The following is an 18,477-nucleotide window of genomic DNA, read 5'->3' on the forward strand; positions in this document are numbered from 1 at the left end:
GAGGATATATCGTCAACCCGATTCCTAGTTCGAGGCAGGAGCCTCTACGCCTGTCCTGCGCTGGAGCTGGTCTTGATAAATCGACTGGGGGATCAACGATTCGCCGCGGTCGATGCCCTCGGAGAAATCGACAGGCGCGGTGCGTTCGGCGGAGCCGGGACGTTTCTCAGTCAGTCTGATCGCCGAGGCATTGCCGCTGGTGCCGATGATGTATCCGTGGCCGAACTGCTGGCTGTGCACGATGTAGTCGGCTTTCTCGTGGTAGGCGTCGCCTCTGGTGTTCCAGAAAAGGGTTTGGCTGGAGGTCATGCCATGGTCCGGGTTGCCTCCCCAGTCTCCCCGATAGGCGGCCTCGAGGTAGGCTCGTTCTACCCGATTGCTGTCGAAAAGGTTCGAGTGGGAGAAAACGCCATGGTGGTCGCTGCCGATGCCGGCGGTTGGCTGAGGCGATGTGTCCGCGATCTGGATACCGCTGTTGTGATCGTAGCAGCGCGTGATGACGTTGCCCGAATTCTCCATGCGCCACATGACGATGCCGTGTCGGCAATGTCCGACCTCGGAATCGGCCACTAGGCATTCGTTTGCCGAGTTGAGCCGGATCATGTATCCGTTTCCGCCACCCCCTCCGTATTGGGCGTGGGAGAGATGCAGGCGTTGGAGGGTGATGTTGCGGGACCATTCCAGCTTTACGCCGTTTGAGAGGAGGTGGGCTCCATTGTCGTTTTTCGGGTTGAAGGAGCGTATGTCTTGTATCCATCCGTTTACGACGCCTCTCATTTCGATAGCGAAGGAATCGTGTGCATGATAGGCGGGTTTGGAGGGATCGGTATAGTCGGTTTCGCCCCATTCGCTACCGGGAACGCGGTGGTTTCCTATGGAGAACTGTTCCAGCCCGACCTCCGAAAGATGGGAGGCGGTGCGGTAGACTCGGGCTCCGTCGCGAGTATTGAGCGCCCAGCGAGTAGGGATATCGAGGGTTATCGCTTTGTTGTCTGTATCAATCGCTACGATACGACGCAAAATGCGTGGGCCGCCCAAGGAATCCGCCTGGTCGAGCCAGGAGACGCCGTCGGCTCCGATGGCCATGTTGAGCTCCTTTACGAAGGCGTTAGTGGCTGGGTTGTGGACGACGATCCAATCGCCTACGGAAAACCCTTCGGTCTGCTCGAGCGCAATGGTCCTGGTGGGACCTAGAGCATCGGCAGCGAGAAGAACCTCCTGGGAGGTCTCGCTCGTCCAGGATCCCCAGTCCGGTGGACGAACGCGGATGATTTCCGCGTTCCTCATTGCAGTGGTTGTATTGAAAAGAAAGGTACGTTCTGTCCCGGCCCCGCGCAGAATGACGTTGGAGGCATGAATGCTAAGACAGGCGTCGGCGTTCGGGGGCAGCGAAAGCCTATAGCTCCCTTGCTGCAGAAAAACGATGCCACCTCCCTTTTGCGAAGCCGCGTCTATGGCCATCTGGATGGCTGCCGTCGAGTCCGTCTCCCCCGTGGGATCGGCAGCGAAGGCCTCCACCGCGTCGAACACCTTCCATTCAGGTTGGGGAATCGGCTGTTCGCCTTGACGATAGCCGGCGTAGGAGAAGTCCTGCAGAAAGAGATCGTGGATGAATGATGGGGGATTGTCGGCCTGGTGCGGAGCGACCCAGTCCTCAGGGTAGAGCGATGATCGCCAGGCGTTTTGGGCCGGGAGCGAATGGGCGAGGATGCCGGCGACTAGCAAGGGTAATACGCGATAGGGAAGGAAGGGCATGGGTTGTGAGGTCGTTTGCTTCGGGCTATTTTCCTCCGGTGGTGGTGATGCCTTGGATGAAGGTTTTCTGTGTGAAGAAGAAAAGAACGATCAGGGGCAGGATGACCAGTGTGGAGGCGGCCATGAGGTAGTGCCATTCGGTGCCCCCAGAGCGGGACTGGAACGCCTGGAGGCCGAGGGCCAAGGTGTAGTTTTCCTGGCTGTTGATGAAAATGAAGGGAGCGAAGAAATCGTTCCAGCAGTGCATGAAAGTGAAGAGAGCGATCACCAGGAGAGCGGACTTGCTCAGCGGCAGAATGATTTGGAAGAAGATCCTCAGTTCGCTGCAGCCGTCGATGCGAGCCGCTTCCGTAATTGATTTCGGGATACCGAGGAAAAACTGTCTTAAAAGAAAGATGTTGAACGCGTTTCCAAGAAAGAAAGGCACGTAGAGCGCTTTGAAGGTGTCAATCCAATCCAGTTCCCGGAAAAGGGCGTAGGTCGGTACCATGATGACAGGAAAGGGGATCATCATGGTGGCGATGCAAAGGTAGAAAACCTGGTCTCTGCCACGCCATTCGATACGCGAGAATCCGTAGGCTGCAAGGGCGCTGGAAAGCACGGATCCGACTACCGACATGAGAGCTACGAAAAGCGTGTTGCCGGCGTAGCGCCAGAAACGGCCCATGGAGTCGATGGCTTCGGGAAAGTTTTCCCATTTCCACTCCGAAGGAATCCAGACTGGAGGAAGGGCCATGGTTTCTTCCAGCGGCTTGAAGGCGGTCGATAGCATCCAGGCGAAGGGGGCCGCGAATTGGATGGCGAAAAGGATAAGAAGGGCGTAGAGGATGAGCCTTCCGAATAGACTGAGCTGATGCGTGGGCACGGCTATGAGTGATGATGTAGGAACGGAGAACTAGGAAGCGCAGTTCGTATTCACTTTTCTACTTCCCAAGGTAGTGTACGCGGCGCTCGGAGAGTTTCATGAGGGTTAGGGTGAGGCTTACGATAAGGAGGAAAAAGATCAGGGCCATGGCGCAAGCGTAGCCCATTTCCCAATCCTGGAAGGCTTTGAGATAGATGTAGGTGGCGGCGAAAAGCATGGAGCCGCCAGGCCCGCCGGGTGGTTCATTGACTCCGTCCATCATGACGAAGGGCACCGCGAAGACCTGGAAGGAGGCGATGAAGCCCATGATCATATTGAACAGAATGTAGGGCGAGACCATCGGGAGCGTGACATGGCGGAGCTTGGTCCAGAACCCCGCTCCATCCAGTTCGGCCGCCTCATAGAGCTCCACGGGCGCTTCTTGGAGACCAGCAAGGAAGATAACCATGGCATGGCCAAGCCCCCAGACGGAAGCCACCACCAGTCCGAGTTTCGTAAACTGAGGATCCTCCAGCCATGCAGGGGTATTGAAGCTCGTACCGAGGACCGCGTTTGCGAAATCGGCGAAAGGGGAAAGGAACTGGTTCACCAGGCCGACCTCTCCATTGAGCAGCCATCGCCAGATGATGCCTAGGCAGACCATTGGGACGAGCGAAGGCAGGAAGAAAGCGGTGCGGAAGACGCTTTTCCCCACGACGTTGAAGTTGAGCAGGATGGCGAGAAAGCAGGCGATCGCGGTGTTGATCGGTACACTCAACGCAGCGAAGAACACTGTATTGAAAACTGCCTTACGAAAGCTCAGATCACCGGCGAGCTCTTGGTAGTTTTCCGCCCCTATGGGTACGGGAGGGGCGAGCACGGAATAGTCGGTGAAGGAAAAGTAGATCGTCGCCACCAATGGATAGAGGGAGAAGGCGAGGAAACCAAGGATCCATGGGCTGATGAAAAGTAGCCCCTTGAGCGTATTCTGTTTTTCGGTACGAGTCACTGTGGAAAGGGGAGGTGCTGTTTGGAAAGGCGGTGTCGGCTCACGGGGATTGTCGCCACAGCTTCTGGTAGGCGTCTTCTACGCGACGCCAGCGAAGCAGCTTCTTGTCTAGGGCCCGTTGCTGCTTGTATTGGAGGAGCGATAGCGCTTCGTGAGGCGTCTTCAATCCGTAGGTGATGCTGTTGACGGCCTCGTTGGTTTCGGTGAAGTAGTTTTGGAAGTGCGCGAGTTGGGGTCTCGGTTTGGCGTGACCGGAGTTCGCGACGTCCAGAAAAACGTTCAAGTGCGGATTCGGGTGTTTGTCATAGAAATTTGGAGACACCTCCTTGAGTGATGTCATCTTCCCGTGAGCGAGCGCGAGCTTTTCGAGAGGGGCGACAGCGCTGAGGTATTTGATGAAGGCGAAAGCTTCCCGAGCTCGCTTGGCTCCTTTGGGGATGACGATCAGGTCGGCGTCGGCAATGGCGAAGTAGGGGCGATCCGTGTCTTCCGCTGCGGGGAAGGGAGCGCATCCGTATTCGAAATCTTCGGACGCAAAGGTTTCCACGAAGCGATTCATCCAGATGCCCTGCAGCACCATGGCGACCTTGCCTGCGAAAAAGGGATTTTGAGGCGAGCTGAAACGTCCGAAGCCGGAGCGGAGCTTGATCAGCTCTTCCGAACCGAAGCGTTCGTGGTAGGATGCCAGCCAGTCGCCGGCTCGCAGCCAACCTTGCTCGAGGAAGAGCATCTCATCCTCGCCGTCGAAGGAGCCTTGGCCGAACCAGTTGCTCCACTCCGGCCTCCACCATCCGGGCTCCAGTGGAAAGTGGCCGATGCGTTCGATCGATCCATCGTCGCGATGCTGCGTAATGATGTCGTTGATACGTTCCAACTCCTCGATTGTTTGCGGGGGATGCTCCGGGTCGAGACCGAGTTCCCGAAAGATCGCTTTGTTGTAGTGGAGCGTGGTGACGGAGCAGGTGAGGGGAAGAGCCCAGATATGGTCGCGGTAGGTAGCGGTTTCCCAGAAGGTTTTGACATAGCGCTCGGGGCCGATGTCGGCTTCTTCGCAAAAGTGGTCAAGCGGGGTGAGGGCGTTGTTTTCCGCGTAGGCGGGAATGTACTGGTTGCTCATGATGGCGATGTCCGGCGGATTTCCGCCCGCGGTGGCCAGCATGATCTTGGTATTGGGGTCGGTGATATTGAGGCAGCGGATGAAGAGCGAGTCCTGCGAAGTGTTGAAGTCGTCAACGACCGCGTCGATGCCAGCGCGCTCGGTCCCCGTCCAGCTGGTCCAAAGGGTGACGATGACTCGCCCGTCCTCTGTCGTTTCTTTGTCGATACGCGAGCAAGCGACGAGTGGCGCGAGGGCGCATGCGAAGAGGAGAAGCGGTGTTTTTAGACCACGAAAGAGCACGGATACGGGTGAGGTTTGATTCTGAGATGCTAGGCGTGGCATTGTTGATAAACGCTCGCAGCGCTTGAGCAAAGCAAGAACTGAGCGGGAAAGGGATTCGCGTCAGCGGGGACTAGAATTCTTGACCAGGTGGAATCTGGGATTCGAAAAGGAGCTGTTCGTCCACTCTGCGGGCAAGGCGGTCGCGGTTCCTTCGGATGATTCCCTGATCGCTTTCGGCAACGGCTTTTTCCGCTAGAATGAGAGCCTGGTCGAGGTCCTGCTCCCGCTCCGCGGCCAGCGAGAGGTTGTAGAGGATCTTGGCCTTTAGGAAGCCAGGTTGCTCGAGCGGGAGCAGGCTCTGCCAGATCTCGACGGCGTCTTTCCAGTAGGCGGAACTGGCGAAGCGTTCGGCGGCCTCTTCAAGTTGCTCCTTATGGCGGCTGCTGGAGTCGACAAGGATCTTGCGTGATACGGAGATGGTGTGCGGGGTGAGGGAGCGGGCGAAATCGTTGATGGCCGTCTCGAGCGACCGTTCGAGCAGGGCGTCGCGCATGGCCGCAATCCTGCGGCTGCTGATGGAGCTTCCATAGTCGCTCCACTCCTCCTTTGACTGCGAGGAGGTCGTCTTGAAGTCGACCCAAAGCCCGGACAGCGGGTCGTAGACACGGAAGACCACAGTGCAGGTGAGACGGAGCCAGCCGTCGTAGTAGGTCTTCTTCTTGACCTCGTCGTTCTTGGATTTCTCTTCGACGATGCGTTTCTCTTCGTGCTCGCCCACCACCACTTCGACGCTTTCCAAGGCGAGCAGGATGTCGGCCGAATGCTGCGCCGCGAGCGCTCCCACTTCGGAGGCGGCAAGCGGGGGAGGCAGCTCTCCAAAAGCGGTGTTTTCCGGTTTGGAGATGGCGGGAGGGCTGGTCATGAGCATGACCTCATATTTCCCGAACTCCTCGAAGATGGTGACGAAATCGATGGCGAGGGAAACGCTCAGGAGCGAGGCCAAGGCCGTTCGGATGGATTGCTCCTGCGACCTGCTGTGCCGCTTGTGAAGCTGTTTGATGAGAGGGGTGTTTTTGACGATGAACGAACCGACCAGCGTCCGATCGGCCTCGTCTTGATAGTGGGTCCAGTGGCGGTCGATAAGAAGTATGCGTTCTCCCGCGAATGGCAGCTCGTCCGTGGCCGGTTTGCTGATCCGATAGGTGGCGTGGTGGCTGGCGCAGCTTGTCAGGAGGCACACCAGCGCGATCGCCGCCAGGCTTCGCAAGGGGAGTGGGGGTAACATGTTGCGACGCTAGTGCATCGAGACTGATTTGAAAAGGACAAGCTTGCTTGGAGTGGCTTCGTCCCTTGACGAGTGGGAGGAGTTTGCGAGGATGCGAAGGATGAATATTGTCTTGTTCGAAGAAGGCGAAATCGAGGCGGGGTATTTGCCAAACAACGACGATCGGGTCGAGCATGTGAAGAAGGTGCTGCGACGCGATGTCGGGGAGAGCTTCGATGCGGGGCAGATTCATGGCAAAAGGGGGAAGGCCACGGTGTTGGAGTACGGGAGCGTTTCCATGTCGCTGCGCTTCGATTTGGAGATCGAGGAGCCAAAACTGCTGCCGATCGATTTGGTGGTGGGATTGAGTCGCCCTCAAACCATGCGCAAGATCCTCAACGAAGCGACTTCCTTGGGAGTTCGCAGTATTCGATTTGTGGTGACGGAGCGTGGCGAGCCGTCCTACGCTCAGTCGCGATTGTGGACCACGGGCGAGTGGCGTCGGCATGCCCTGGCAGGCGCTGCCCAGGCCTTCACCACCCGTCTGCCTGTGGTGTCCTGGGGGATGCCCTTGGAGGAGGCCCTAGGCGCCTTCGGCTGTTCCGACGAGCGCCTGTTGGCGCTCGACAACTATGAGGCGATGACGCGGCTCGGCTTGGCGGTAGGGGACTGCGAGGCTATCGCCCTTGCGGTCGGGTCGGAGCGGGGCTGGACTGGACCGGAGCGCCAGCTCCTGCGCGAGCGAGGCTGGCAGCTGGTCGACATGGGAAAGCGCGTGCTCCGCACGGAAACCGCGGTGGTGGCTGCGGTGGGAGTGGCCCGGGAGTTGATGGAGTTGCCGCTCGGCTGAATCGTGCGCTACCGTTACGAATCGGACACGGATCTGAAACGCCACGTGGCGTTTCGTTACGGGAGGAAAACGATTTGGTAAAGCGGTTTTCATCGCGTTGACAGGCCTGGGCCTGGCCGGTTGAGAGCATGTCGTTGCGCTATGGGTTAAACGTCTTTCCCGGACGCGTATGCAGACATCAACTACAACTGACTAGGAAATGAAAACTACCGCACTACTGATACCCGCGGCGTTGATATCGGCTGGACCGCTGCTGGCCCAGAGCGACAATCAAAGCATCTCAGACGTCACTGAGCTCGAGGAGGTCTTTGTCTTCTCTCAATCCACTACGCAATCGAACGCAGTGCTCAGCCTGGAGCAGCTGGAACTGGCCTCGCCCATGACGAGCGCCTTGGATCACATCGACCGATTGCCGGGCGTGGTGGTTCAGGAGGGCGACGCGTATGGAGGAGACGACTGGTCAACATCAGTCAGTATCCGTGGATTCCAGACGGATCGAAACTCCAGCCAGCTCGGCTACACCATCGATGGCTTGCCGAACGGCAACACCAACTACGGAGGCGGGGCCAAGCCAAACCGCTTCATCGACTCGGAAAACATCGGCAGCGTGGTGGTTTCCCAAGGCGCGGGCGACATCGCTTCGGCTTCGACCACAGCGCTCGGCGGGACCATCCAGTACATGATGATCGACCCGGGCTACGAGGAAAGCGTGTCGGTCCAGTACTCGACTGGGGACAACAACATGCGTCGCTATTTCCTCCGCTACAACACGGGCGAGATAGGCGAGAATACGCGAGCGTTCATCAGCCTCTCCGACTCCTTCCACAATCGTTGGACCTCCGAGGGAGAGAATGGCCTGGCGGACCGGTTGCACGTGGATTCCAAGGTAGTGAGTAAATGGGGACAGGTGAATGTTGAGGCACGGCTCTCCTATGACGACATTCACGAGGACAACTACAATGGCGTCACCTTGGAACAGTTCGCGGCCAATCCGAACTGGGACTACTTGACCGGAGAATGGACCGGGATGCCAAATCCGGACCAGTATTTCGTCGAAGGCTGGTCGACGGTGCGCGAAAACACGCTCGGCGGCTTGAAGCTCGACATGCCTTTAGGCGACAATGGCACCTTGATGCTGCAACCGTATTTTCACTCGCAAAGCGGCGAGGGGCACTGGATCCCGCCTTATCAGCGGCGCGGTTGGGATGAAGAAGGAAACCCGACCTCCATCGCCCAGCTCGCAGCCACCGAGGCTCGCGTTTTCTTCTACGATGCAGCGGGAAATGACATCCTCCCTTTGGATGAGGACGGAAACCCGCTCGCGAATCCCTTCGACATCGAGACCTATCCAGAGGCGGTGCAAGCCGGAGCGGTGCCTGCGTCGTCGTTCCGTACGTCGCACTACGGCAACAGCCGCATCGGCGCGCGGGCGAACTATACGCTGAAGACCGAGGGGAACACCTTGGATGTCGGATTTTGGTACGAGCAGCAGGAGCGCGATTCGGGCCGAGACTGGCACAAGATTCTCGATGCGTCGGTCGGCATGGAGTATGACTATCGCCCCTACTGGACCGATTTCGACCAGACCTTCGACACGGACACCACAATGCTCTACGTGCAAGACACCATCGAGTGGGGCAGCGTCACGGCGCAGATCGGACTGAAGCAATACTATGTAGAACTTTCTGGATACGACAACATCGCCAGCGAATCTCTTGGCTCCCTCGATAGCGACTCCGACCTGCTGCCAAGCGTGGGCTTGCTCTATGACCTGGGAGACCACGCCGGGCAGCTCTTCGCGAATTACACCGAAAACTTCAGCGCTATCAACGACAACGTTTTGCTGCGCGACGCGAGCCCTAGCCTCGCTCCGGAACAGAGCGACAGCATCGACTTGGGATACCGCTACACACGCGATCGATTGTCGTTCACGGCTTCCACCTACATGATCGAGTTCGACAACAAGATCTCTTTTGTGGACCCGGGCGATGACGACTTGACGGAGATCGACTACGACATCGGGACCGGTGGCGGATTCGTCAACGTGGGCGGTATCGAGTCGAAGGGCTTGGAGCTGGCGGCGAACTATCAGTTCAATTCCGCGTTCTCTGGTTACGTAAGCGCTACGTATAACGATTCCGAATACACGAAGACCGTTCCGGAAAACGGAGTCGTCGCGGGCAACGAGGTAGTCGGCTCGGTGAGCGAGCTCTTGACCGCGAGTCTGTTCTACCGATCCGAAGCCGGCTACTACGCAAGTCTTGCAGCGAAGTGGACGGGTGATCGTCAAGGCACGTTGGACAACAGCGAGCAGATGGAAGCCTACACCAAGGTGGACATGACCTTCGGCTATCGCCGAGCTTTCGATACCGATGACGGTTTCGTCAAGGCGCTTCGAGCAGAGCTTAGGGTTTACAACGCTTTCGACGCCCGCTACCTTGCTACTCCTGATGGAGACGCCCGAGTCAGCGCCGGCGCCTACTTCATCGGCGCTCCCCGCAACGTGTCGATGACGTTTGGATTGGAATTCTAGTTCTGAGTTTCGGCGTCTGGGCTTCGAGTGGTCCAGGCGCCGTTTTCTGATTCTCTCAACCGAAATGAACTCTCTTTCTTCTTTTCTGGTAGCCGTCTGCGTCGGGGCTTCGTTGACCCAAGCTGCCTGGGGCGAGCCGATTACGCGCATCGCGTTTGGATCCTGCGCCGAATCCAGCAAGCGGCAGCCCATTTGGGAGTCGATTCTCAATGACGATCCGGAGGTGTTTGTCTTGCTCGGTGACAATATCTACGGGGACACGACGGAGGTCGAGGTATTGAGGGAAAAGTATCGAGAGTTTGGTGACGTAGGCGGATTCAAGCGATTGAGGAATGAGGCCGAGGTGGTGGCGACTTGGGATGACCACGACTATGGGATGAACGATGCAGGGCGGGAGTATCCCTTGAAGCGCGAGTCGCGCGAGGCGTTTTTGACTTTCTTTCGAGAGGAGGAGAGCAGTCCTCGCTGGACGCAGGAAGGTGGGATCTACACTTCCTATCTTTGGGGAGAGCCCGGGCGTAGCGTTCAGCTGATTCTTTTAGACTTGCGCTGGGACCGAACGCCTCTGGCTGCGGTCGACGCGGAAACCTATCGAAAGAAATGTCGCCCTGCGAAGATGGGGCCTTACCTACCGCAAGAGGATGATTCGGCCCGGATCATGGGCGAGGCCCAGTGGCGGTGGTTGGAAGCCCAGTTGGAGAAGCCGGCGGACATTCGGATCATTGGCTCGAGCATCCAGGTTCTTTCGGACTTCACGGGGTGGGAGGCTTGGGCGAATTTTCCCAAGGAACGTCAACGGCTGTTCGCGCTGATCGAGAAGGCGCGAGCCCATGGTACGTTCCTGATCAGCGGCGACACGCATTGGGCGGAGTTTAGCCGGCTGGATTTGAAAACCGGCTACCCCTTGTGGGAGTTGACCTCCAGTGGATTGACCGAGGAATGGTCGGACGTGAGTCCAAACAAGAACCGCATCGGGCGTCCCTACAGCAAAGCGAACTATGGCTTGATCGAAATCTCGTGGAACGCTCCGCAGCCGCAGGTGACTTTGTCGGTAAAGAATGTGAATGGACGTATCGAAATGCAGAATACAATTGTTCTGTCCGACCTGAAGTTTTAAGCAGCATTGTGAAATGAACAGACGTAACTTTTTCCGAAACACGGCTCTGGCCACTGGCGGACTGCTGGTGGGCAATGCCAGCGCCAGGGCGGACGTGGTGAAACCGCGACGTTCTTTGCGCATCGCGCACCTGACGGATATTCACGTGATGCCAGGCAAGGGAGCTGCCGAAGGGATGGCGAAGGCGTTTCAGCACGCTCAGTCCCTGTCTGACCGTCCTGACTTCATCTTCAATGGCGGTGACTGCATCATGGATGCCTTGAAACATGAGAAGGCGGAGGTGGCGGCTCAATGGAGCGAGTGGCAAGGCGTCTTGAAGAACGAGCGGGAGCTGCCTATGTATTCCGCCATAGGAAATCATGACGTTTGGGGCTGGGCTCTTAAGGACCGGGCTCGTCGAGGCGACTACGGAAAACGCTGGGCCATGGAAGAGCTCGGACTCGACAGGCGATACTACGCATTTGAGAAAAAGGATTGGCAGTTTGTGGCGCTAGATAGCGCTCACGTGGATTTGAATTCGGAACGTGGATACACGGCTCGATTGGATGAAGAGCAATTCGCTTGGTTGCAGGACACGCTGGAGCGGTTCGATGCAAACAAACCCGTTTGCGTGCTCTCGCACATTCCGATCATCAGCTTCTGTCCGTTCTTCGACGGAGAGAACGAAACGTCTTCCGATTGGGTGGTCCCTGGTCCGTGGATGCACATCGACGCGCGTCGAATAAAAGACCTGTTCGCGCGTCATCCGAACGTGAAGGTGGGATTGAGCGGCCACATCCATCTCGCTGACGAAGTGAAGTACCTCGGCGTGACCTATCTTTGCAACGGCGCCGTCAGCGGCGGTTGGTGGGACGGCAACTACCAGGAATTTCCGCCCGCTTATGTCATCGTCGATCTGTACGAGGACGGAAGCGTGCGAAGCCAATACGTGCCCTACCTGGCCTAGGCGGCATCGAAGACGTCAGAATGCGCGCTGGGGTCGGCTAGTTCTGCTGGTACTCCGGAACGGTGACGCGTTCGACTTCGTCGAGCGTGGTGAGACCGAGCAGGGCCTTTTTCAGCGCGTCTTCGCGCAGGGAACGGAAGCCGACGCGATTGGCAGCTGCCTGCAGCTCGTGAAGGGGGGCTCGATTGGTGATCATCTCCCGCATCTCCTCCGAGACTTCTACGATTTCATGCACCGCGATGCGTCCGCTGAAGCCGGTTTGGTGGCAGCTCGTACAGCCTTTGCCGCGGAAGAATGCGTGTTTTCTGATGGTGTCCTCCAGAAAGTACTGTTCGAGCACTTCCGGCTTTGGCTGATAGGCCTCTTTGCAGTGATCGCAAATTTTGGATACAAGTCTCTGGGACATCACTCCGTTGATCGCAGGCGCCACCATGTAGGGATCCACGCCGATCTCCACTAGTCGGAGAATGGCTTGGGTGGCGTTGTTGGTGTGCAGGGTGGTGAGCACCATGTGACCTGTCAGAGCGGCTTCGGTGGCGATCTTGGCGGTTTCGTGGTCTCGAATTTCGCCGACGAGTATGATGTCCGGGTCCTGTCTGAGCGCTGCTCGAAGAATGCTGGCGAAGTTGAGCCCGATGCCGTGCTTGACCTCGAAATGGTTGACCCCTGGAAGCTGGTATTCGACCGGGTTCTCGATGGTCATAATATTGCGATTGCGATCGTTTAGGTAGTCGAGAGCTGAATACAGGGTTGTAGTCTTACCCGATCCTGTCGGACCGGTGACGATGAAGATGCCGTTCGGTTTGGCGACCACGTTGCGGAAGCGCTTCATGTTCGGCTTCGAGAAGTAGAGTTCGTCGAAGCTGGGGAGGCCTTTTTTTCCCGCTTGGCCAAGGATTCGGATTACGGCTTTTTCTCCGTGCAGTCCTGGGCAAGTGGATACGCGAAAGTTTTGGCTGAACGATGCGATGTTGATAGAGAATCGTCCATCCTGGGGAAGGCGCGTATCCGAAATGTCGAGCTCGCTGAGAAACTTGATGCGAACCAGCAGGGCTTGGTGTATCTCCTTGGGGAGTTCGATGAGGTCTCGCAGGTGTCCGTCGACGCGTAGTCGTATGATGCCGTGATTCTTGTGAGCTTCGATATGGATGTCGCTGGCTCGCTGGCGAAAGGCCGAGTAGAGCACGTGGTTCGAGAGTTCGACCATGGAGCTGGACTTGACCATTTCCAGCAACTCGGCGCTGTCCTTTTTCGCCATCGCCTCGCCTGCGGTGAAGGCTTCTAAGGTCTTCAAGGCATCGTCGAAGGAGATGTTGGTCTGATAGTGAAGATCGATGGCGTGGGAGATGTCTTCCGGGTGGGCGAAGACGGGACTGACGCGGCACTGCAGGTAGCGCTCGAGGGATTCGATCAACTTGTGGTTGGTCGGATCCTCCATTGCGATAGTCATGTATCCATCGAACTTGTACAAGCCGATGGCCTTGAGGCGGCGAGCCATCTCGATGGGGATCCGGTCCGAATCCTTGCAGGTGATTTCGATGGAGAGCGGATCGACGAAAGTGACACCTAGGGCTCGGGCCCAGAGCTCGCCAGCGAAGTTGCGCTTCAGGTAGCCTTTTTCGACCACTTCCAAGAGAAGGCCGCTGTGGTCCTTGTTGAAGCGGTTTACGAGAGCGTTTAGGGTGGAAGGCTCGATGAGCTTTGAGGCTTCAACCAGTTCGATGAATTTCGGAGAATCGATTTCGCGCATGGCTTTAGTTCCCCTCGTTGAAGAGCTCGGAGATGTTGTCCTGGTCGATCAGCTCGCGATTGGTGACGACGGTTTCGAATTCGGCGCGGGCCTCGTCGAGCAGTTTCCCCATATCGTAGCGCACCACGCAATCTGCGAGGCTCTCGAACGTTTTCTTGGCGGGCGTGTTCGGTTCGTCGTTCATATCGCTTTCTTGGTGTGGTCGGGTCTAGACGCTGACCGAGAGCGTCTTGATGATGAGCTCGCGAATCTTCTCCGGATCCTGCGTTTTGAGGATGTAGTGGGTGGCGCCTTGGTTGCGCGATTCCTCCACCACGTCGCGGGCTGACACCGCGGTCATCATGATGACTTTGGCTTTTGGATCGATCTCTCGGATGTGACCCAGGGCGTCGATGCCGTTCATCTTGTTCATGTTGATATCCATGAGCACGACGTCCGGGGCGTACTCCTTGTAGGCTTCCACCGCGTCCATGCCGTTTTGCATGAGGTAGATCTTTTCGATGCCGATATCCATCAGCATCAGTTTCAGAAAGGTCCTCATATGCGCTTCGTCGTCGGCGATGAGGGCCGACATGTGGGAGAAGCGTGTATTTGGTACGTTTGGTTTTTCCGGTGTCATGGCTAGTATCTTGGTAAGCTGAGCGTGAAGCGGGCTCCGCCGGTTTCGCGGTTCGCGGCGGTGATGCTGGCGTTGTGCTGCTGTGCGATGCGTCGCACGATGAATAGGCCGATGCCGCTAGAAGACTCGCCTCCGGTGGGCTGGCTGCTGGTGCGGCTGAACTCCTTGAAGAGGCGGTCGAACTCGTCGGGCGGGATTCCCGGGCCCTCGTCCTCCACGATGATGTCGACCATGTCCAAGGAGGCTTCGATGCCCACGACCACCTTTGTTTCGGGGAAGGTGAACTTGAGGGCGTTTGAGACAAGATTGTCGAGCACGCGGGTGATGAGCTTGCGGTCCACGGGAGCGGTTGCCCCTTCGGAGCGGTCGTCGATGCTCAGGTGGATCTTCTTGCGATCGGCGGCGGCTTGGTGGAGGCGTTTGGCGTTCTGGACCAGCTCGGCCATCACGGTCTCTTCTATTTTCAGTTCGAAGTGGCTGGACTCGAGTTTCGAGATTTCGAGCAGGTCCTCCACCAGCGTAAGCATGAAGGAGCTGGTATCGGCGATGGTGGAGATCATCTCGGTCTGACCTTCGTTGAGCGGTCCGAAGCGCTGGGACTGCAGGTACTGGGAGATGCCGCGTATCGAGACCAGCGGGTTTCTCAGGTCATGCGAGGCCACGCCAAGAAAGCGGTTTTTGGTTTCGTTGAGCTGACTGAGGTTGCTAATGCGCTGTTGGGCTCGCTGGCGTTTGTGGAATTCGGAAATGTGGTGACGGGCTCGGCTGACCAGTTCGATTTCGTGCAGCGGCTTGGCCACATAGTCGTTGGCGCCTGCGGAAAACGCGTCGCCGATCGGCTTGGAGGAGCTGAGGGCGGTGAAGACGATGATGGGGATTTCCTTGGTGGACTCCTGTTTGCGCAGCATGTGGCAAAGCTGCAGTCCGCCCATGCCCGGCATGTTGATGTCGGTGCAGATCAGCTCCGGCACGCGCTCGTGCAGGTAGTCGAGCGCCGCTTCCGCCGAATCGACCGTGTCGCAGCTGAGTTCGGCTCGCTGGAAAAACTTCTTCGCGATCACGCGGGTGTCGCGACTGTCGTCCACGACGAGAATCGTGGCGGCCTTTGGCGGAGCCTCCGCGGTGGCGGTCGTCGTTTCTTCGGTGTCGGCGCTGGACCGTGCGTTGTTCATGGTTTCGTGTGCTGCGTTGGTGGCGCTAGGGCCGCAAGATGCGGGGCAACTGGTCACGAAACGATTGCTGCAGGAGGTCGTAACCGGTGCTTTCCGAAGCGCTGGCGAGGGCATGCCGACTCGGCGAGCCGGAGATGCGATAGGCTAATATCGGCGCGAACGGCTTGAACGAAAGCGAAGTCGAGCAGGGAATGAGGGTTCCTGCCTCAGGATCGAGCGTCCATCGCGCCTCGTTTTCCTCTGCATCCGGGTGGAATTGGGCGGTTCCGGCGGCGTCCGCGAAGCCAATGATCTCGAATCGACCTTCCCGCAAGGCCTGGGAGAGCTCGGCGAAAGCGGCTGCTTGGCGCGCCAGTCGGGCTTCGGCGATGGACTGTAGCAGAGCGGAGAGGCTGGGGTTTTTCGCGGCGTCGGGGCCGAGAGCGATCCAGCGGGTGGGGGAGATGGCGGTGGGCGAGTAGTCTCGAAGCTCTTCCCGAACGCCTTGCAGGGCCGGTATGTTGCGCAAGGGCCAGCGCTCGGGATGCAGGGCCATGAGCTCCTCCAGCTGCTGGATCCAGTAGAGGCGGAAGAGCGGGGAAAGGTCGGTTTCGGACGCGAGTCGAGCGATCAGGTCGATGGGGCCGGTCGGGGTGGGAGCGGCTTTAAGGGCCCGCAGACTTGGAATGAGGGTCTCGGCAAAGAAGCTCGCTTCCGGGGTCAGGACGGAGCTTTCGTAGGCGTGACCAGTCGCCGTTCCGTCGGCGGAGCGGCTGAGGTTCGCGTTGAAGGATTGCGGAAGCGGTTGGCCGTCTTCGTCGAAACCGCGCACTGCGTAGGTGACGTTGGTGCGCGTGCCGATGGTTCGCTCCGAGGCCTGGACCGGTTCGGAGAGGTAGGCGAGGTGAACGCTTTGAGCCTCGGAGGCGTTGTTGAAGTAGCGAACGGTGGAAACCCACACCTGGGCCAGAGTCGGCTGATCGATGAGTTGGTCGATCAGGGCGCGTTCGTCCGCTTCGAGGGCGGGGTCTTCCAGCAGGCAGGCCCGAAGGGGCGAGTAGGGAGCGATGTCGTCGAAGCGAGTGAGGTCTCGAATCGAGGATTCCAAGGCTGTCTGAAGCGAGAGCATGCCGCTGATCGCCTGCCGCTCTTGGAAACCGAGATCGCGGGATTCCGCCACTTTGGCGAGTCCGGCGAAATAGTCGGGGAGCGAGGCCGCCTCCGCGATGAGGCGCAGGCTGGAGCGCCGCGTCGCGTCCATGGCGACGGCTGCGTCGAGTTGGCTCGATAGTTCGGTGAGCTTTTCCTGCTGCGCTGCGGGATCGCTGGCTTGAGCCGAGAGGCTCAGAGCGTCTTCCAATGCCTGCTTGGCTGAGGCCCGGGCGGATTCGAAATCTGTTTCACCCACCACCTCAAGGGCGTTTATGATCGCTTGGCTGGCAGCGGCGAGGGCTTCGCGCGCCTCCGCTGCTCGTTGATCGAGGTAGAGTTGACGGGCGGCGCCGATGGCGTTTTCCGCAGCGTCTATCTTAGAGAGCCACTCGTTTCTGCGATCGGCTGATTCGGCCAGTTGGCGGGACTGGACCAGCAGGTCCTGGATGGCGCTTTCCGAGTCGGGTGAAAAAGGAGCGTTCGCAGCCGCCTGCAGTTTGCCCACGAGCTCTGTCAATGGGTCCTTCTGGGAAACGCTGGCTGGAACGCTAGCCGGCTCGTTGACGGAACGCGCTGTTTCAGCTGGCGAGTCCGAATCCCCGGAAAAGACCAGGAAGCCGATGGCTGCGGCTGCGGCGATGCCACCGCCCGCCATCATCAGCAGCTTGGGGGAGAAGGCGGAGGCCGACGCTCCGGCGGCAGTTTTTTTAGGGGAGGGCAAGAGCGCTTTGCTGGCCTCGATCCTGGATTGGAGATCCGAGGGCAGGTCGACGCGGAGCTGCTGCAGGCAGTCGAGTTGCTTGCGGAAACGGTCGGCCAAGGCGGCGTCCTTGGGGCTAGCCTGCACCTGCTCGACGGTGGCGGAAAGGGCGGTTTCGGCATCATGGGCGTCGCGCAGGGAGCCAAGCGTCGTCCGCGCCGCTGCGAGGGATTCGCTCAGCTTTTCGCGATCCTGCGGTAGCAGAGCAGCGGCGGAAATCTGGTGTTCGAGCTGGAAGAACTCCGCTTCCAGCGGTTTCCAATCCGAGCTGGCGTCGAGCTGCTCCAGCTTCGGCAGCAGTTGGGTGATCTGCAGTCGCAGCTCGGAATGGCGCAGGCGGCTCTCGTCCCGGAGAGCGTCCTGGATGGGTCCTGATTCCTGGGAGATTTCGAATCCGGTTTCGCGGTAGCGCTGCACGGTCGCGATGCTTTCCTCGGTGGCGTTGGAGCTGGTGGTGCAGACGATCAGATCCGCTTCCATGGCCCGGATCAGGTCCTTGCCAACCGTTTCGAGCTGGGTTTGCAGCTTTTCGTCGCTCGGGAAGGCCTTCGCGAGCAGTCGGATGATCGGGTAGGCTGCTAGGGGGCCCTTGGAGCGTTTGCGACGGGCGAACTCCTCGGTCAGCGAGGCGCGATGGCTTTGGATGTCCTTGAAGGCGTCGTTGAGGATTTCCGAAATGCTCCGCTTGAGCGTTTCGGGATTCGCCCAGGAGAAGGCCTTGCAGCGCTCGCTCCAGTCGGAGCCGAGGTCGTTCTCGAGGGTTTCGATGGTGGAGAGCAGGCTTCGATGGGAGACGAAGGACACGTAGGCGTCGGTCGCGCTGTCTTGACCCAGCCGATTGGCGCAGCTCTTCAAGGTTTCGTTGGCGAGAGCGACGGTATGGGCGTACCGCCATGCGTCTCGAGAGGCTTCGAAGCCGAAGCTCTCTTCGCTCAGGATGGATCTCACGCGGCGCGCGATCGCTTGCGCGTCGAGGGGATGAGGGACCGGAGTGGACATTTTCGATCGCGATGATGAACAGAGTTAGGAGATTTCCCTAGGTTTGGGAGAGCCCACGGGGAGGGCCGTAACTAAGTAAGTCGACCGCTGGGACCGAAAGTTTACCTAAGTTTTTTGGAGGTGCGTGAAGTCACGGAGGCCCTAGCTTATCGCAGGTATTACTCGCGGTTTTTAGGCAGGGCTTTTTGGAGCGATTTGCAGGAAGTGACAGAAATACCCTAGGAATTTCCTTAATTCCTGTCGTTTCGGAACGATTGAGAAGGGAAAAGCATCCGCTGCTGCTGGGGTGAATTTGGTCCAATCGGATCGAATTTCCCGCTGGCCGCTTCGATTCCCCAATACCCAAA

14 protein-coding genes are annotated in these 18,477 nt (G+C 58.5%); 4 read left to right on the forward strand and 10 right to left on the reverse strand.

Features of this window, described 5'->3' with window-relative positions:
• Positions 1 to 24: 24 nt before the first annotated feature.
• The 5 genes from QEH54_RS04570 to QEH54_RS04590 form a co-directional block, all read right to left on the reverse strand.
• Entirely contained in the window at positions 25 to 1,755 is a 1,731-nt protein-coding gene (locus QEH54_RS04570; protein WP_309017452.1) for a glycosyl hydrolase family 28-related protein, read from the reverse strand.
• Between the two features lie 25 nt (positions 1,756 to 1,780).
• Positions 1,781 to 2,620 carry a carbohydrate ABC transporter permease gene (locus QEH54_RS04575; protein WP_309017453.1) on the reverse strand — a complete coding sequence of 280 codons (840 nt, stop codon included), beginning with the start codon at positions 2,618 to 2,620 and terminating at the stop codon, positions 1,781 to 1,783.
• A 58-nt stretch (positions 2,621 to 2,678) separates the two neighbouring features.
• Positions 2,679 to 3,608, reverse strand: a complete 930-nt coding sequence (locus tag QEH54_RS04580) for a sugar ABC transporter permease (protein WP_309017454.1) — start codon at positions 3,606 to 3,608, stop codon at positions 2,679 to 2,681.
• Between the two features lie 40 nt (positions 3,609 to 3,648).
• A complete protein-coding gene (locus tag QEH54_RS04585) occupies positions 3,649 to 5,049 on the reverse strand; it encodes an ABC transporter substrate-binding protein (protein ID WP_309017455.1) in 1,401 nt (466 codons plus the stop codon).
• 70 nt (positions 5,050 to 5,119) lie between these two features.
• Positions 5,120 to 6,274, reverse strand: coding sequence for a DUF6340 family protein (locus tag QEH54_RS04590; RefSeq protein ID WP_309017456.1), 1,155 nt, complete (start codon positions 6,272 to 6,274; stop codon positions 5,120 to 5,122).
• Positions 6,275 to 6,374: 100 nt separating this feature from the next.
• Between QEH54_RS04590 and QEH54_RS04595 the strand changes: the two genes are divergently transcribed.
• From QEH54_RS04595 to QEH54_RS04610, 4 genes are all read left to right on the forward strand, one after another.
• Positions 6,375 to 7,103: an RsmE family RNA methyltransferase gene (locus QEH54_RS04595; RefSeq protein ID WP_309017457.1), complete on the forward strand. Its 729-nt coding sequence runs from the start codon at positions 6,375 to 6,377 to the stop codon at positions 7,101 to 7,103.
• A 199-nt stretch (positions 7,104 to 7,302) separates the two neighbouring features.
• Positions 7,303 to 9,636, forward strand: coding sequence for a TonB-dependent receptor (locus QEH54_RS04600; RefSeq protein WP_309017458.1), 2,334 nt, complete (start codon positions 7,303 to 7,305; stop codon positions 9,634 to 9,636).
• 64 nt (positions 9,637 to 9,700) lie between these two features.
• Positions 9,701 to 10,753, forward strand: coding sequence for an alkaline phosphatase D family protein (locus tag QEH54_RS04605; RefSeq protein ID WP_309017459.1), 1,053 nt, complete (start codon positions 9,701 to 9,703; stop codon positions 10,751 to 10,753).
• Between the two features lie 13 nt (positions 10,754 to 10,766).
• Positions 10,767 to 11,699 carry a metallophosphoesterase gene (locus QEH54_RS04610; RefSeq protein WP_309017460.1) on the forward strand — a complete coding sequence of 311 codons (933 nt, stop codon included), beginning with the start codon at positions 10,767 to 10,769 and terminating at the stop codon, positions 11,697 to 11,699.
• A gap of 37 nt (positions 11,700 to 11,736) precedes the next feature.
• Here QEH54_RS04610 and QEH54_RS04615 read toward each other — a convergent pair whose 3' ends face one another.
• From QEH54_RS04615 to QEH54_RS04635, 5 genes are read right to left on the reverse strand one after another with little or no spacing between them, the layout of a single operon-like run.
• Positions 11,737 to 13,449, reverse strand: a complete 1,713-nt coding sequence (locus tag QEH54_RS04615) for a GspE/PulE family protein (protein ID WP_309017461.1) — start codon at positions 13,447 to 13,449, stop codon at positions 11,737 to 11,739.
• A 4-nt stretch (positions 13,450 to 13,453) separates the two neighbouring features.
• Positions 13,454 to 13,633, reverse strand: a complete 180-nt coding sequence (locus tag QEH54_RS04620; RefSeq protein ID WP_309017462.1) for a hypothetical protein — start codon at positions 13,631 to 13,633, stop codon at positions 13,454 to 13,456.
• 24 nt (positions 13,634 to 13,657) lie between these two features.
• Positions 13,658 to 14,068: a response regulator gene (locus tag QEH54_RS04625; RefSeq protein WP_309017463.1), complete on the reverse strand. Its 411-nt coding sequence runs from the start codon at positions 14,066 to 14,068 to the stop codon at positions 13,658 to 13,660.
• A gap of 2 nt (positions 14,069 to 14,070) precedes the next feature.
• Positions 14,071 to 15,240 carry an ATP-binding protein gene (locus QEH54_RS04630; protein ID WP_309017464.1) on the reverse strand — a complete coding sequence of 390 codons (1,170 nt, stop codon included), beginning with the start codon at positions 15,238 to 15,240 and terminating at the stop codon, positions 14,071 to 14,073.
• Positions 15,241 to 15,265: 25 nt separating this feature from the next.
• Positions 15,266 to 18,130, reverse strand: a complete 2,865-nt coding sequence (locus tag QEH54_RS04635) for a hypothetical protein (protein ID WP_309017465.1) — start codon at positions 18,128 to 18,130, stop codon at positions 15,266 to 15,268.
• Positions 18,131 to 18,477 lie beyond the last annotated feature (347 nt).

This window comes from Pelagicoccus sp. SDUM812003 (assembly GCF_031127815.1).
GTDB lineage: Bacteria > Verrucomicrobiota > Verrucomicrobiia > Opitutales > Opitutaceae > Pelagicoccus.